The following is a 13953-nucleotide window of genomic DNA, read 5'->3' on the forward strand; positions in this document are numbered from 1 at the left end:
CTTGTCGTGCTGGATCCCGGATCTCCTTCCGCTTCGCTTCAGTCGTCCGGGAAAGGGGTGGGCCTGCCATGAGCCGGGGAGCCTAGCGGCACAGCCCCGACTAATGTCGTATACCGTGGGCAGGTCAACGCTTCGCCAGCTTAGGTTCTTGTTGTGTCGCAGGTTCTTGCCGCCGAATCGGTGTCCACGTCGGAGAAATCTGCTTAGGGTCGCGCACCCGCCCACCCGGATGCGTCCGCCATGACCGATACCGACGAACTGCTGCACGAGGTCGACGAGGCGGGCATCGCCCGCATCACCCTCAACCGGCCGCAGGCGCGCAACGCCCTCACCTTCGCGATGTACGAGCGCCTGCACGGCCTCGCCGAGGCGATCGACGCCGACCCGGCGGTGCGCGCGGTGGTGATCCAGGGGGCGGGGGGCCGCGCCTTCGCGGCCGGTACCGACATCGCCCAGTTCCGCGCCTTCTCGACGCCCGAGGACGCGCTCGGCTACGAGCGCTTCATGGACCGGGTGCTCGGCGCGCTCGAGCGCTGCGCCAAGCCGACCATCGCGGCGATCGCCGGGGCCTGTACCGGGGGCGGCGCGGCGATCGCCGCGACCTGCGACCTGCGCATCGCCACCCGGGACGCCCGGTTCGGCTTTCCCATCGCCCGCACCCTCGGCAACTGCCTGTCGGTCGCCAACCTGCGCCGGCTCTCCGCCCTCGTCGGCGCCGCCCGGGTCAAGGAGATGATCTTCACCGCCCGCCTGGTCGAGGCCGAGGAGGCCCGGGCGATCGGGCTGGTGAGCGAGGTGGTGGAGGATGCCGCGGCTTTGGCCGAGCGGGCGACCGCCCTGGCGCATCTGGTGGCGGGCCACGCCCCGCTGACGCTCGCCGCCACCAAGGAGGGGCTGCGCCGCGTCCGCGACGAGGCGCCGTCCGAGGCCGGGGACGACCTGATCCTCAGTTGCTACACGAGCGCCGATTTCCGCGAGGGCATGGAGGCGTTCCTGGGCAAGCGCCCGCCGCGCTGGACCGGGCGCTGACCCCTTCGCGAGGAGCGCCTATCCGGGCACCATCCCGTCCGGCAGCGTCATCGCATGATCGGCGATGTCCCCGGCGCGGGTGATCCACACCGCGTCCCGGGCCTCGGCGATATGCGCCAGCGCCCGGCGCAGGGGCCGCAGCCGGTGCGGCTGGCCGACCAGGTAGGGATGGAGCGCGATGCCCATCACCAGCGGGGCGGCCTCGGAGGCGGCGCGCATCTCCTCGAAGGTATCGACGATCATCTCGGCGAATTGCGACCCCGAATCCTTGCGCCCGACGATCGACGGGATGTCGTTCAATTCCTGCGGGTAGGGCACCGAGAGGATGCGGCCGCCGCCGCGGGTGCGGAACCAGGTCGGCTGGTCGTCGTGGCACCAGTCGAGGAGGTAGCGGTAGCCGGCCTCGGCGAGCAGGTCCGGGGTCGCGCGGCTCTGCGAGATCCAGGGGCCGAGCCAGCCGGCCGGCGCCTTGCCCTCGGCATGAGCCAGGACTGCGGTCGCCTCCGCGATCAGCGCCCGCTCCTCGTCCTCGGCCAAGGTGCCCTGGCGCTCGGCATTGCTGCGGCCGTGCCCCACCACCTCGTCGCCGCGGGCGCGAAACACCTCCATCAGGCCGGGGCACTCGGCGTAGATCCGGCTGTTGACCAGCACCGAGGCCGGCAGGGACAATTCGTCGAACAGCGCCGCGAGGCGAAAGACCCCGACGCGGTTGCCCCAGTCGCGCCAGGCGTAGTTCAGCACGTCGGGTTGCGGCCCGCCCGGGGCCAGCTCGGCCCCGAGGCCGCCGCCGAACGCGAAGCACTCGACGTTGAGGGCGACGTAGACCGCGAGCCGCTTCCCCCCGGGCCAGTCGTAGACCGGCCGGCGCGGCAGGGGGCTGTAGCCGTAGCGCCCGTGCGGGCGGGTCTCGTCGCTCATCCGTGTCTCCGTATTCGGGGCTGTTCGACTCAAGGCTGCTTCGGGGCGGCCGGTGCCTCCGCCGGGGCGGCGGGCAGGAGGATGCCCGGAACGACCTTGCCCTCGGGGCCGTATTCGCCGGCCACCGCCAGGCAGGCGGCCTCGCGGTTCTGCATCATCTGGTTCGACATCAGGGTGAAGATCGTCTGGACCTTGGCGCCGAACGGCCCCCGGGGCGGGCGCACGTCGTCGATCGTCACCTGGTAGCGGGCGAGCAGCGCCTCGAACGCCTCCGTGCCGATGCGGTAGCCGCAGACATTGGCCGCCGCGAACACGTAGGCCGCCGTCTCCAGGGCCCGCGGCGGCGGCGCGTTGCGGATGCCCTGGGCGGCGGCCCCGCCGCAGGCGAGCGCGAAGAGGATTCCCGAGAGGGCGGGCAGGCGGGACGGGCGCATCGGCAGACAGATCCTCCGACAGGAACGGCCCGGTCTAAGGCCGGGCTCGCTGACCCGACGCGACATAGCGCGAACCCTCCCGGACGCCAGGGCGACGCTCGGAGGGATTGCCGCATCATCCCGGGACTGCTCTCTCCCGGAACGCCTCCAGCCGGGCGCACCCGTGAGGACCATCGGCGATCCGGCGGGCGATCTGAACCGCGTCGCGCCCGCGCCGAGATCGCCGATCCCCGTTCCCCATCGAGTCCGGGCGCTCGAGGCCGCTTCGAACACCGCAATGCCGGTGCCCCGGCCTAACCGCCGGCTGGGTCCGGTTCACGCCGCCGCCCGGAATCCTATAACGGGGACGGGACCCGCCTTGCGCCGAGGGTCGCCTGCCTTGCGGGGCATGCGGCTTGCTCCGGCGCAACCGCGAGACCCTGCCCGCCTCAGCGACCCGAGCGCCCCCGCCGTGCCCCGTCCCGCCCGATGAAGCCCGTCCCGATCCGCCGCGGGACCCTGCGCGAGCCCGGCCCCGACCTCGCCCGGCTGCCGGTGGCCCCAGACCTCACGGGCATCAGCATGATCGAGGGGTTGCGGGCGGCCCTGGCCTTCGGATCGATCATCCTGCTGCATACCTGGATTGCCTGGCCGCCGCTCCTCACCATGGCGCTCGCGGCCAACCTCACGTGCTTCTGCGACATCGGCGGGCCGATCCGGCCGCGCCTGCGGGCGCTCCTCGCCTTCGCGGGCCTCGGCGGGCTGTTCTGGGGCGCCTTCGGGGTGATGGAAGGCTACGGCCCGGCCCTGGTGCTGCCGGTGGCGCTTCTCGTCATCTTCTGCTGCACCTTCGCGCGAGTCTGGGGCGTGCCGGCCCAGACCGTCGGCAACGTCCTGGTGGTGGTGCTCTGCCTCGCCCTCGACCGGGCGCTCACCGTCCAGCAAGGGGCGATCGTCGCCGCGATGTTCTGGGCCGGCGGGCTCTGGGCCGCCTTCCTGGCGCTCGTGGTGTGGCGGCTCCACCCGTACCGGCCGGCCCACACGGCGATCGGGGGCGTCTGGCGCGGCCTGTCGCGCCTCGCCCGCGACTTGCGCCGGCTCTCGGCCGACCCTCACGGCACCGACCCCACCGTGTGGGAGGCCCATGCCCGCGGCCATCGCCGGGCGGTGCGGGACGCGATCGAGGCCGCCCGCACCCTGGTGCTGGACCTCGCCCGCAGCCGGGCGCGCCTGTCGGAGCGCAACGCCCGGGCGCTGATCCGGCTGGAGGCCGCCGAGCAGCTCTTCGGCGTGATGATCGCCCTCTCGGACTATCTCGAACGCGCCACTCCGGCGCAGCGGGCGGAGGCCGCCCGGCTCCTGCGGCTGCTGCCGCCGATGCTGAAGGTGCTGTCGCGGGCGATCCGCCGCGACCGGCCGGTCGACCTCGCGCGCATCGAGCGGGCGCTCGTCCGGGCCAAGCCCGGCCCCGATGCCGATCCGGCCCTGCGGCGGATGGCCGAGCGCATCCTCGACCGGGTGCGGATCGGCGCCAAGCTGTCGGGGCCGGAGGACCTGGCCGGCGGCGGCGGGCTCGCCGGGGCGCCGGCCCCGCCCTGGCGCGAAATTGTGTCGGCCCCTCTGCGCGCCAACCTCACCTGGTCCTCGGCCAACCTGCGCCACGCCGTGCGGGCGACCGTGGTGGCCCTGCCGGCGCTCGCCGTCACCGTCTGGTGGCCGGGCCCGTTCACGCACTGGCTCACCATCACGGTGGTGCTGACGATGCAGCCCTTCTACGCCGCCACCTGGCAGCGGGCGCTGGAGCGCGTCGGCGGCACGGTGCTGGGCGGGCTGATCGGGGCGGTGCTCGCCTTCTACGCGACGTCGCCGCCGGTCCTCGCCGCCATGATGGTGCCGCTCAGCGTCATCGGTTTCGCCGCCCGCGGGGTCAGCTACGGCACCTTCATCGCCTGCCTGACGCCGCTGGTCGTGGTGCTGGTGGAGCTGGTCGAACCCGGGCACTCGTCCTGGGAAATCGTCGGGATGCGGGCCCTGTTCACGGTGCTGGGCGGTGCCGTGGCGGTCTTGGCCGGCCTGCTGCTATGGCCGCTCTGGGAGCCGGGCCGCGTGCGCGACGCGCTCCGCAGCGCGCTCCAGACCCATGCCCGCTACGCCGAGGCGGTGGTGGCCGAGCATCTCGGCGAGGCGACGACGGCCGACGCGGAGGCCGCCGCCCGGGCGGCGGGGCTCGCGAGCAACAACCTGGAAGCCGCGCTCTCCCGCGCCCTGCAGGAGCCGCGCCGCCGCGGGCATTCCCGCATCGAGGCCGCGATGGTGGCGGACGCCACGTTGCGCCGCATGGCCGGGCGCCTGGCGATCCTGCGCCACGAGCCGGAGCCCGTGGGCGCCGAGGCGGCGACGTGGCGGGCCTGGCGCGACTGGCTGGGTCGGGCGCTCGCCGCCACCGCCGCCGGCGAGAGGCTGCCGCCGAAACCCGAGGGGGCGGACTCGGCGGTGTTCGGCCGCATCGCTGCGCAGGTGGAGCTTCTCGCCGGAACGCTGAAGCGCGCCGGGATCGGCGCCCGGGAGGCCGGACGGCCGACGTGAGTCCCCTGGTGCCGCTCGCCCTGGCGACGGCAGCCCGCCGGTCGGCGAAGGGCCGTCACTCCCGCCGGAGCAGGAACACGCCTTGCGTGCCGACGAGGTTCCACACCCACCAGGGCAGGGCGAAACGCATCGGGTGGCCCGAGGCGTCGAGTGCCGAGGCTCGCTCGATCCGGGCGCCGACGAGCCGGCACAGCCCGACGAAGTCGCGGATCGTGCAATGGTGGATGTTCGGCGTCGCGTACCAGGGATCAGGCAGAGTGTCGGTCACCGGCATCCGCCCGCGCAGCAGCAACTCGCTGCGCACCCGCCAATGGCCGAAATTCGGGAACGACACGATCGCGTGCCGGCCGATGCGCAGGAGGTGCTCCAGGACCTCCTTGGGCTGGCGCGTCGCCTGGATGGTCTGCGACAGGATCACGTAGTCGAAGGCGTCGTCCGGGTAGGCCGCGAGGTCGGTGTCGGCATCACCCTGGATCACCGGCAGGCCGTGGGCGAGGCAGGCATTGACGCCCTCGCGCGAGAGTTCGATGCCCCGGCCGTCGACGCCGCGCCGGTCGCGCAGGAGCGCCAGCAGCGAGCCGTCGCCGCAGCCGACGTCGAGGACCCGGGAGCCGGGCTCGACGAGGTTGAGCATCACCAAGTGGTCGATGCGCGAGGAGCCGGTGGCGTCCTGGGGCAGGATGGCGGGGGCGAGGGGGGCGGAGGCGTTCACAGGCCGCGCTCCCGGGCCGCCGCCGCGATGAAGCCCCTGGCCGCCGAGGTCATCGCCGGCTCGTCGAGCAGGAAGGCGTCGTGGCCCTTGTCGCTCTCGACCTCGACGAAGGCGACCGGCGCCGCCGCCGCGTTGAGCGCGTGGACGATCGCCCGCGAATCGGCGGTCGGAAACAGCCAGTCGGAGGTGAAGGACATGATGCAGAACCGGGTCCTGGTGCCCCTGAAGGCGTTGGCGAGCGCGCCGCCGTGGTCGGCCGCGAGGTCGAAGTAATCCATGGCCCGGGTCAGGTAGAGGTAGGCGTTGGCGTCGAAGCGCTCGACGAAGGTGATGCCCTGGTGGCGCAGGTAGCTCTCGATCTGGAAATCGGCGTCGAACGAGAAGGTCGGGGCGTCCCGGTCCTGCAGGCGGCGGCCGAACTTCCGGTGCAGGGCCGGCTCCGACAGGTAGGTGATGTGGGCGCCCATCCGGGCGACGCCGAGGCCCTTGGCGGGGCGCGTGCCGACATCGAGGTAGCGCCCGCCATGCCAGTTCGGATCGGCCAGGATCGCCTGCCGGCCGACCTCGTGGAAGGCGATGTTCTGGGCCGAGTGGCGGGCACCCGTGGCGATCGGCATGGCGGCGAAGACCCGCTCGGGATAGCTCGCCGCCCATTGCAGCACCTGCATCCCGCCCATCGAGCCGCCGATGCAGAGGAAGAGGTCCTTGATGCCGAGCCGGTCGAGCAGCATCGCCTGGCCGCGGACCATGTCGCGGATCGTCACCAGCGGGAAGTCGAGGCCGTAGGCGCGGCCGGTCGCCGGATCGAGGGAGGCCGGTCCCGTCGTGCCCATGCAGGAGCCAACGACGTTGGCGCAGATCACGAAGTAGCGGTCGGTGTCGACCGGCTTGCCGGGGCCGACCAGGCGCTCCCACCAGCCGGGCTTGCCGGTCACCGGGTGGGTGTTGACGACGTGCTGGTCGCCGGTGAGCGCGTGGCAGACCAGCACCGCGTTGCTCCGCTCGGCATTGAGCGTCCCGGCCGTCTGGTAGGCGATCTGCCAGGGCGCCAGCTCCACGCCCGCATCCATCATCAGCGGCGCATCGGGCCCGAACTGGGCGACGAGGCTCGTCGGCTCGACCGCCTGGGAGGCGGCCTCGGTCCCGGGCTTCAGGAGAGGTGTGGCCATGCTTCTCACGGGGCTGGCGCCGGATGGCGGGTTTGAGGCAGCGTTCATGAAAATCCGGAGGTCGTCCGTTCTCCAAACCGGACCGGCCGTTAAAGCGTCCGAAATTTCCGCTTCGACGGACGAAAGAGGTAGGGCTTCGCTGTCGCGCCGTCAATCGACGGAAGAACGATCTCCGGCAGGGCTGCGCGTTGCCGGCCCTGGCCCGCGGACGACGGCGGTCGTAAGACGGATCTTCCCGCCGCCTCATCCCGCGAAGCCATGACGTCGCCTCCGCCCACCGACCTCGCCGCCCTCCGGGCCGATATCGACCGCATCGATTCGGCGATGCACGACCTCCTGATGGAGCGCGGCCGGATCATCGACCGGCTGATCGCCGTCAAGAAGACCTCGGCCTCCGGCTCCGCCTTCCGGCCCGGCCGGGAGGCCTCGATGATGCGGATGATCGCCGAGCGCCACCAGGGGCTCCTGCCTCTCGACACCGTGGAGGGGATCTGGCGGGTCATCATCGCGACCTTCACCTACGTGCAGGCGCCGTTCGCGGTCCATGCCGACGTCTCGGGCGGCGACGCGCCGATGCGCGATTCGGCCCGGTTCCATTTCGGCTTCACGGTGCCGTACCGGCCGCATCCGAGCGCGGCGGCGGTCATCGCCGCGGTGGCCGCCTCGCGGGGCGATCTCGGGGTCTTTCGCCTCGACCAGGGGGTGACCGCCGGGGCCTGGTGGCGCCAGCTCGCGAGCCCCGGCCGCCCGAAGGTGATCGCCCGGCTGCCCTTCATCGAGCGGCCCGGCCATCCGGCCGGCACGCCCGTCTTCTGCGTCGCCAAGCCTCTCGACGATCCGAGTGCGGCACAGCGCGACTGGGTGCTCTACGCCGCGAGGTTCGAGCGCTGGCGCGACGAGGCGGCGGAGGCGGTCGCGGAACTGGGAGGCGAGGTGGTGGCGAGCGCCGGAATCGGCGGGGGGCTGAGCCAGCTCCTGGCGCTGCCCGGACGCGTGAGCCCGGAGGAGGCCCAGGCGGTGCTGGCGAAGGCCGGGGCGACGCCGGGCGCCTTCGAGGAGATCGGCAGCCACGCGGCGCGGTTCCGGGTGGGGGAGGGGTAGACCGAAATCAGGTCTTGAATCAACGTTTCGAGAAAGAAGCGCGATCCCCCTCTCCCGTGTGGGAGAGGGGTCAGGGGTGAGGGTGACACGCTTCCATAGAAAGCTGTGACCGTCGTGCTGACAGCGAACCGATCAGAGCCTGACTTAGGACCGTGTCACCCTCGCGCGATCTTCGATCGCCCCTACCCCTCTCCCACTCAGGAGAGGGGATCCCGCGCTTCGATTGATGTGCCTTGCGTTACGCCGTCGTGCCGAGCCGCCGGTTGAGCCCGAGCGCGCCGAGCGTGCAGACGGCGCCCGACAGCAGGTACACCCCGACCCACGGCAGCCCGAGATGGCTCGACGCGTAGAGCGCGACCAGCGGCGCGAAGCCCGCGCCGACGAGCCAGGCGAGGTCCGAGGTCAGGGCCGAGCCGGTATAGCGGTACTTGGTGCCGAAGTTCTCCGCGATGGCGCCCGAGCTCTGGCCGTAGGCGAGGCCGAGCAGCGCGAAGCCGACCACCACGAAGATCGTCTGGCCGGGCATGCTGTCGCCGAACAGCAGCGGGGCGATGATGCTGCCGAGCGCGAACAGGCCGATCAGCGCGGCGGCGAGCGCGATGGTCGAGCGACGCCCGATCTGGTCGGCGATCAGGCCCGACATGACGATCGTCATCGTGCAGATGACGGCGCCGGCGAACTGCACCATCAGGAACTCGCCGACCGAGCGGCCGGTGAACAGGTTGATCCAGCTGACCGGGAACACCGTCACGAGGTGGAACAGGGCGTAGCAGGCCAGCGGCACGAAGGCGCCGACCACGATGTTGCGGCCGGTGGCCCGCACCGTGTCGACGACCGGCTCGGGCTCGAGCTCGTCGGCCTCGAGCAGGCGGCGGAACTCTTCGGTCGCCACGAGGCGGAGTCGCGCGAACAGGGCCACGACGTTGATCGTGAAGGCGACGAAGAACGGGTAGCGCCAGCCGAAGCCCATGAAGTCGGCATCCGAGAGCTGGAGCTGGAAGAACGCGAACAGCCCGCTCGCCAGCATGAAGCCGACCGGCGCGCCGAGCTGCGGCAGCATCGCGTACCAGCCGCGGCGGTTCTTCGGGGCGTTCAGGGCGAGCAGCGAGGCGAGCCCGTCCCAGGCGCCGCCGAGCGCGAGGCCCTGGCCGATGCGGCAGGCCGCCAGCAGCACCGCCGACCAGTGCCCGATCGTCTCGTAGCCCGGCAGGAAGGCGATGAGGCAGGTCGAGAGGCCGAGCAGGAACAGCGCGATGGTGAGCTTGGTGGCCCGGCCGTAGCGCCGGTCGATCGCCATGAACAGCACCGAGCCGATCGGGCGTGCCACGAAGGCGAGGGCGAAGAGCCCGAACGAATACAGCGTGCCGGTCACCGCGTCGGCCCACGGGAACACGAGGCGCGGGAAGACCAGCACGCAGGCGAGGCCGAACACGAAGAAGTCGAAGAACTCGGACGTGCGGCCGATGATGACCCCGAGGGCGATCTCGCCGGGGGCGACGTGTCCCGGCTCCGACGAGGCCAGGCGGGCGTCCCGTTCCGGCTTGGAGGAGGAGGCGGCGGCGGGATCCGCCGTGATCGTGGCCATATCGGAATCCTGCTTCGTCACTCTACGAAGGTCCCTTCCTTAGAGGAGAACCGCCCCTCTGGGGGCCTGGACAAAACGTCCAATCCCGCAAGGGGGCCGGCGGGCGTACACGACAGGAGCCGAAAGCTGATCGTCCGGGCTGCCCGTGAAACACTTGCGCCTCCTCCTCGTACTTCCGTTCATCCTCCTCACCGGAGGATGCAATATGGTGCTGCTCTCGCCGTCGGGCGACGTGGCGCTGCAACAGCGTAACCTGCTGATCGCCTCCACGGTGCTGATGCTCCTCATCATCGTCCCGGTGATGGCGCTCACCATCGCCTTCGCCTGGCACTATCGCGAGGGCAACAAGAAGGCGGTCTACGACCCGGACTTCCATCACTCGACCGGTCTCGAGGTGGTGATCTGGTCGGCGCCGCTCCTGATCATCGTCGCCCTCGGCGCGCTGACCTGGCTCGGCACCCACCTGCTCGATCCCTACCGGCCGGTCACCCGCATCAGCGCCTCGAAGCCGATCGTGTCGAGCGTCGGCGATCCGATGGTCTCGGGCAAGCCCCTGGTGATCCAGGTCGTCGCCCTCGACTGGAAATGGCTGTTCCTCTACCCCGAGCAGGGCATCGCCTCGCTCAACGAGGTCGCCGCGCCCGTCGACCGGCCGATCGAGTTCCGCATCACCTCCTCGTCGGTGATGAACTCGCTCTTCATCCCGGCGCTCGCCGGCCAGATCTACGCCATGCCGGGCATGCAGACGCGGCTGAACGCGGTCATCAACAAGGCCGGCGACTACGAGGGATTCTCGGCCAATTACAGCGGCGCCGGGTTCTCGCACATGCGCTTCACCTTCAAGGGCGTCGACGAGGGCGGGTTCAGTGCCTGGGTCGACAAGGTCAAGCAGGAGGGCGGCGGCCTCGGCCGGGCCGACTACCTGAAGCTCGAGCGCCCGAGCGAGAAGGAGCCGGTGCGCTACTACAAGACCGTCGACGCCGATCTCTACGACGCGATCCTCAACATGTGCGTCGACCGCGCCAAGATGTGCATGCACGACATGGCGGCGATCGACGCCCGCGGCGGCGGCGGCCGCGAGGGCCTGCACAGCGTGATGAGCCTCACCTACGACAAGGCCGTCCGCCGCGGCACCGGGGCGACCCAGCAGGCGACCTTCGTCACCGCGCTCTGCACCCCCGCCGACGCCTACGGTCTCGGCAACGCCTCCAAGACGGCCGCCGCGAACGCGACGCCGCGCGTGAACTGAGCCGCTTCCGCCGGGCCGGTCACCGGTCCGGCGGCGACACCGACGCGGGAACGACGAGCCGTCCGGAGCCGCCCCGTGCGGGTCCGCCGGCCCGGACCCCGACGACGCTACCTGCACTCCAGGCTGAGCCATGAATTCCGAACCCAACCCGATCGACACCTATCCGCATTGGTGGCGGCTGCTGTTCGGCCGCTTCACCCTCGAATCCCTGCCGCTCCACGAGCCGATCGTGGTGGTGACCTTCCTGGCGGTCGCCGTCGGCGGCCTCGCCGTCCTCGGCCTCGTCACCCGCTACAAGCTGTGGGGCGTGCTCTGGCGCGACTGGTTCACCAGCGTCGACCACAAGAAGATCGGGATCATGTACATGGTCCTCGGGCTCGTCATGCTGCTGCGCGGCTTCGCCGACGCGGTGCTGATGCGCTCGCAGCAGGCGATCGCGCATGGCGGCTCAGACGGCTTCCTGCCGCCGCATCACTACGACCAGATCTTCACCGCCCACGGCGTGATCATGATCTTCTTCGTGGCGATGCCGCTGGTCACCGGCCTGATGAACTACGTCGTGCCGCTGCAGATCGGCGCCCGTGACGTCGCCTTCCCGTTCCTGAACAACTTCAGCTTCTGGATGACCACCGGCGGCGTCGTGCTGACGATGATGTCGCTGTTCATCGGCGAGTTCGCGGCGACCGGCTGGCTCGCCTATCCGCCGCTGTCGAACATCGCCTACTCGCCGAGCACCGGCGTCGACTACTACATCTGGGCGCTGCAGATCGCCGGCATCGGCACGACATTATCGGGCGTCAACCTGATCGCCACCATCGTCAAGATGCGGGCGCCCGGCATGTCGATGATGAAGATGCCGGTCTTCACCTGGACCTCGCTCTGCACCAACATCCTGATCGTCGCCTCCTTCCCGGTCCTCGGCGCGGTGCTGGCGCTCCTCACCCTCGACCGCTACGTCGGCACCAACTTCTTCACGAACGATCTCGGCGGCAACCCGATGATGTACGTGAACCTGATCTGGATCTGGGGTCACCCCGAGGTCTACATCCTGGTGCTGCCGGCCTTCGGCATCTTCTCCGAGGTGACCTCGACCTTTTCCGGCAAGCGCCTGTTCGGCTACGCCTCGATGGTCTACGCCACGGTCGTCATCACCATCCTGTCCTACCTGGTCTGGCTGCACCACTTCTTCACCATGGGGTCGGGGGCGAGCGTCAACTCGTTCTTCGGCATCACCACGATGATCATCTCGATCCCGACGGGCGCGAAGATCTTCAACTGGCTGTTCACGATGTATCGCGGCCGGATCCGGTTCGATCTGCCGATGATGTGGACCGTCGCCTTCATGCTGACCTTCGTCGTCGGCGGCATGACCGGCGTGCTGCTCGCCGTGCCCCCGGCCGACTTCGTGCTGCACAACTCGCTGTTCCTGGTCGCGCACTTCCACAACGTGATCATCGGCGGCGTGCTGTTCGGCCTCTTCGCCGGCATCTACTACTGGTGGCCGAAGGCCTTCGGCTTCCGCCTCGACCCGTTCTGGGGCAAGGTCTCGTTCTGGTGCTGGGTCGTCGGCTTCTGGGTCGCCTTCACGCCGCTCTACATCCTCGGCCTGATGGGCGTGACCCGGCGGATGAGCTCCTTCGCAGGGCACGAGTACCAGCCGCTCTTCGTCATCGCGGCCTTCGGCGCGGCGCTCGTCGCCTGCGGCATCGGCGCGATGATCGTCCAGTTCGCCGTCAGCATCCTGCGCCGCGAGCAGCTGCGCGACCTCAGCGGCGACCCCTGGGGCGGCCGCACCCTCGAATGGGCGACCTCCTCGCCGCCGCCGGACTACAACTTCGCCTTCACGCCGATGGTGCATGACGGCGACGCCTGGTGGGACATGAAGAGCCGCGGCTACCAGCGTCCGCTGGACGGCTACAAGGCGATCCACATGCCCAAGAACACCGGCGCAGGCGTGATCATCTCGGCCATCGCCACCGTCTTCGGCATCGCCATGGTGTGGTACGTCTGGTGGCTCGCGGCCCTGGCCTTCGTGGGCGCGATCGCGGCGACCATCATCCATACCTTCAACTACGACCGCGACTACTACATCCCGGCCGACGAGGTCGCGCGGACCGAGGCCGAGCGCACCCGCACCCTCGCCCTCGTGAAGGCCTGAGGACCCCGACATGGCACAGTCACACACGGCCGCAGCGGACGACGGCGAGCTGCACTTCTACGTCGCCGACGAGCACGGTCACGCCGAGGGCGGGACCATGCTCGGGTTCTGGCTCTACCTGATGAGCGACTGCCTGATCTTCGCGATCCTGTTCGCGACGTACGGCGTGCTCGGACGGAACTACGCGGCGGGCCCGTCCGGCGCGGACCTGTTCGACCTCAAGCTCGTGGCGGTGAACACCTCCATGCTCCTGTTCTCCTCCATCACCTATGGCTTCGCCATGCTGGAGATGGAGAAGGGCGACCAGCGCATGACCCAGCGCTGGCTGGCGATCACGGGAGCCTTCGGCCTCTGCTTCATCGGCCTCGAACTCTACGAGTTCGCCCACCTGATCCACGAGGGCGCCACGCCCCAGCGCAGCGCCTTCCTGTCCTCGTTCTTCACCCTGGTCGGGACGCACGGCGTCCACGTCACCTTCGGGTTGATCTGGCTCGTGACCCTGATGGTGCAGGTGCACCAGCGCGGCCTGATCCCGGCCAACCGCCGCCGGCTGATGTGCCTGAGCATGTTCTGGCACTTCCTCGACGTGATCTGGATCGGCGTCTTCACCTTCGTCTACCTGATGGGGTCCCTGAAATGAGCGCCCGCGCTCCCGTCTCCGACAACGTGCACGTCGAGGTCGTCCACGACCATCACGAGGCCGGCCACGGCAGCCGGCGGGAATACATCACCGGCTTCGTCCTGTCGGTGATCCTGACGGCGATCCCGTTCTGGCTGGTGATGGCGGAGGTCTTTACGGATTCCCGCGTCACCTCGCTCGTCATCATGGCCTTCGCGGTGGCGCAGATCGTGGTTCACATGATCTACTTCCTGCACATGAACGCCCGCTCGGAAGGCGGCTGGACCATGATGGCGCTGATCTTCACGGTCGTGCTCGTGGTGATCGCGCTCTCGGGCTCGCTCTGGGTGATGTACCACCTCAATACCAACATGATGCCGATGTCGCCGGGCGACATGCGCAACATGCCGTGAC

Annotated in this window: 12 protein-coding genes; 7 read left to right on the top strand and 5 right to left on the bottom strand. The window is 70.2% G+C overall.

Translation table 11 applies throughout. The annotated features are described in order from the left end of the window. Window positions 1-240 precede the first annotated feature (240 nt). Window positions 241-1029 (top strand): enoyl-CoA hydratase, encoded by a 789-nt coding sequence (locus QR78_RS01720; RefSeq protein ID WP_048425759.1) that lies wholly within the window; start codon window positions 241-243, stop codon window positions 1027-1029. An 18-nt stretch (window positions 1030-1047) separates the two neighbouring features. On the opposite strand, the gene QR78_RS01725 is transcribed toward QR78_RS01720, so the two are convergent. After that, window positions 1048-1947, bottom strand: a complete 900-nt coding sequence (locus tag QR78_RS01725) for a polysaccharide deacetylase family protein (protein ID WP_048425760.1) — start codon at window positions 1945-1947, stop codon at window positions 1048-1050. 29 nt (window positions 1948-1976) lie between these two features. Then, a complete protein-coding gene (locus tag QR78_RS01730; RefSeq protein ID WP_179945819.1) occupies window positions 1977-2381 on the bottom strand; it encodes a hypothetical protein in 405 nt (134 codons plus the stop codon). 468 nt (window positions 2382-2849) lie between these two features. Between QR78_RS01730 and QR78_RS01735 the strand changes: the two genes are divergently transcribed. Continuing rightward, the gene (locus QR78_RS01735; RefSeq protein WP_048425761.1) at window positions 2850-4946 is read left to right on the top strand and encodes an FUSC family protein; all 2097 of its coding nucleotides are present in this window, start codon (window positions 2850-2852) and stop codon (window positions 4944-4946) included. Between the two features lie 55 nt (window positions 4947-5001). On the opposite strand, the gene metW is transcribed toward QR78_RS01735, so the two are convergent. Then, window positions 5002-5658, bottom strand: a complete 657-nt coding sequence (gene metW / locus QR78_RS01740) for a methionine biosynthesis protein MetW (RefSeq protein ID WP_048425762.1) — start codon at window positions 5656-5658, stop codon at window positions 5002-5004. Further along, a complete protein-coding gene (metX, locus tag QR78_RS01745) occupies window positions 5655-6827 on the bottom strand; it encodes a homoserine O-acetyltransferase MetX (RefSeq protein WP_048425763.1) in 1173 nt (390 codons plus the stop codon). Before metX ends, metW begins: the two co-directional genes overlap by 4 nt. Window positions 6828-7085: 258 nt before the next feature. On the opposite strand from metX, the gene QR78_RS01750 reads away from it, so the two are divergent. Then, a complete protein-coding gene (locus QR78_RS01750; protein WP_048425764.1) occupies window positions 7086-7928 on the top strand; it encodes a chorismate mutase in 843 nt (280 codons plus the stop codon). Between the two features lie 238 nt (window positions 7929-8166). Here the strand turns inward: QR78_RS01750 and QR78_RS01755 are convergent, their stop codons facing one another. Then, a complete protein-coding gene (locus QR78_RS01755; protein ID WP_048425765.1) occupies window positions 8167-9513 on the bottom strand; it encodes an MFS transporter in 1347 nt (448 codons plus the stop codon). A 145-nt stretch (window positions 9514-9658) separates the two neighbouring features. Between QR78_RS01755 and cyoA the strand changes: the two genes are divergently transcribed. From cyoA to cyoD, 4 genes are all read left to right on the top strand, one after another. Beyond that, window positions 9659-10762 carry a ubiquinol oxidase subunit II gene (gene cyoA / locus QR78_RS01760; RefSeq protein ID WP_089504156.1) on the top strand — a complete coding sequence of 368 codons (1104 nt, stop codon included), beginning with the start codon at window positions 9659-9661 and terminating at the stop codon, window positions 10760-10762. A 130-nt stretch (window positions 10763-10892) separates the two neighbouring features. Next, window positions 10893-12920 (top strand): cytochrome o ubiquinol oxidase subunit I, encoded by a 2028-nt coding sequence (cyoB, locus tag QR78_RS01765; protein WP_048425767.1) that lies wholly within the window; start codon window positions 10893-10895, stop codon window positions 12918-12920. Between the two features lie 10 nt (window positions 12921-12930). Continuing rightward, window positions 12931-13560, top strand: a complete 630-nt coding sequence (gene cyoC, locus QR78_RS01770) for a cytochrome o ubiquinol oxidase subunit III (protein WP_048425768.1) — start codon at window positions 12931-12933, stop codon at window positions 13558-13560. Continuing rightward, window positions 13557-13952 (top strand): cytochrome o ubiquinol oxidase subunit IV, encoded by a 396-nt coding sequence (gene cyoD, locus QR78_RS01775; RefSeq protein ID WP_048425769.1) that lies wholly within the window; start codon window positions 13557-13559, stop codon window positions 13950-13952. The genes cyoC and cyoD overlap by 4 nt, the downstream gene beginning before the upstream one ends. Window position 13953 lies beyond the last annotated feature (1 nt).

The organism is Methylobacterium indicum, from assembly GCF_001043895.1.
Classification (GTDB): domain Bacteria; phylum Pseudomonadota; class Alphaproteobacteria; order Rhizobiales; family Beijerinckiaceae; genus Methylobacterium; species Methylobacterium indicum.

What these genes read in the sequence shown, in the direction of transcription:
- QR78_RS01720 (WP_048425759.1), top strand. Translation starts at nt 241, where the DNA reads ATGACCGATACCGACGAACTGCTGCACGAGGTCGACGAGGCGGGCATC.
- QR78_RS01725 (WP_048425760.1), bottom strand. Translation starts at nt 1,947, where the DNA reads ATGAGCGACGAGACCCGCCCGCACGGGCGCTACGGCTACAGCCCCCTG.
- QR78_RS01730 (WP_179945819.1), bottom strand. Translation starts at nt 2,381, where the DNA reads ATGCGCCCGTCCCGCCTGCCCGCCCTCTCGGGAATCCTCTTCGCGCTC.
- QR78_RS01735 (WP_048425761.1), top strand. Translation starts at nt 2,850, where the DNA reads ATGAAGCCCGTCCCGATCCGCCGCGGGACCCTGCGCGAGCCCGGCCCC.
- metX (WP_048425763.1), bottom strand. Translation starts at nt 6,827, where the DNA reads ATGGCCACACCTCTCCTGAAGCCCGGGACCGAGGCCGCCTCCCAGGCG.
- QR78_RS01750 (WP_048425764.1), top strand. Translation starts at nt 7,086, where the DNA reads ATGACGTCGCCTCCGCCCACCGACCTCGCCGCCCTCCGGGCCGATATC.
- QR78_RS01755 (WP_048425765.1), bottom strand. Translation starts at nt 9,513, where the DNA reads ATGGCCACGATCACGGCGGATCCCGCCGCCGCCTCCTCCTCCAAGCCG.
- cyoB (WP_048425767.1), top strand. Translation starts at nt 10,893, where the DNA reads ATGAATTCCGAACCCAACCCGATCGACACCTATCCGCATTGGTGGCGG.
- cyoC (WP_048425768.1), top strand. Translation starts at nt 12,931, where the DNA reads ATGGCACAGTCACACACGGCCGCAGCGGACGACGGCGAGCTGCACTTC.
- cyoD (WP_048425769.1), top strand. Translation starts at nt 13,557, where the DNA reads ATGAGCGCCCGCGCTCCCGTCTCCGACAACGTGCACGTCGAGGTCGTC.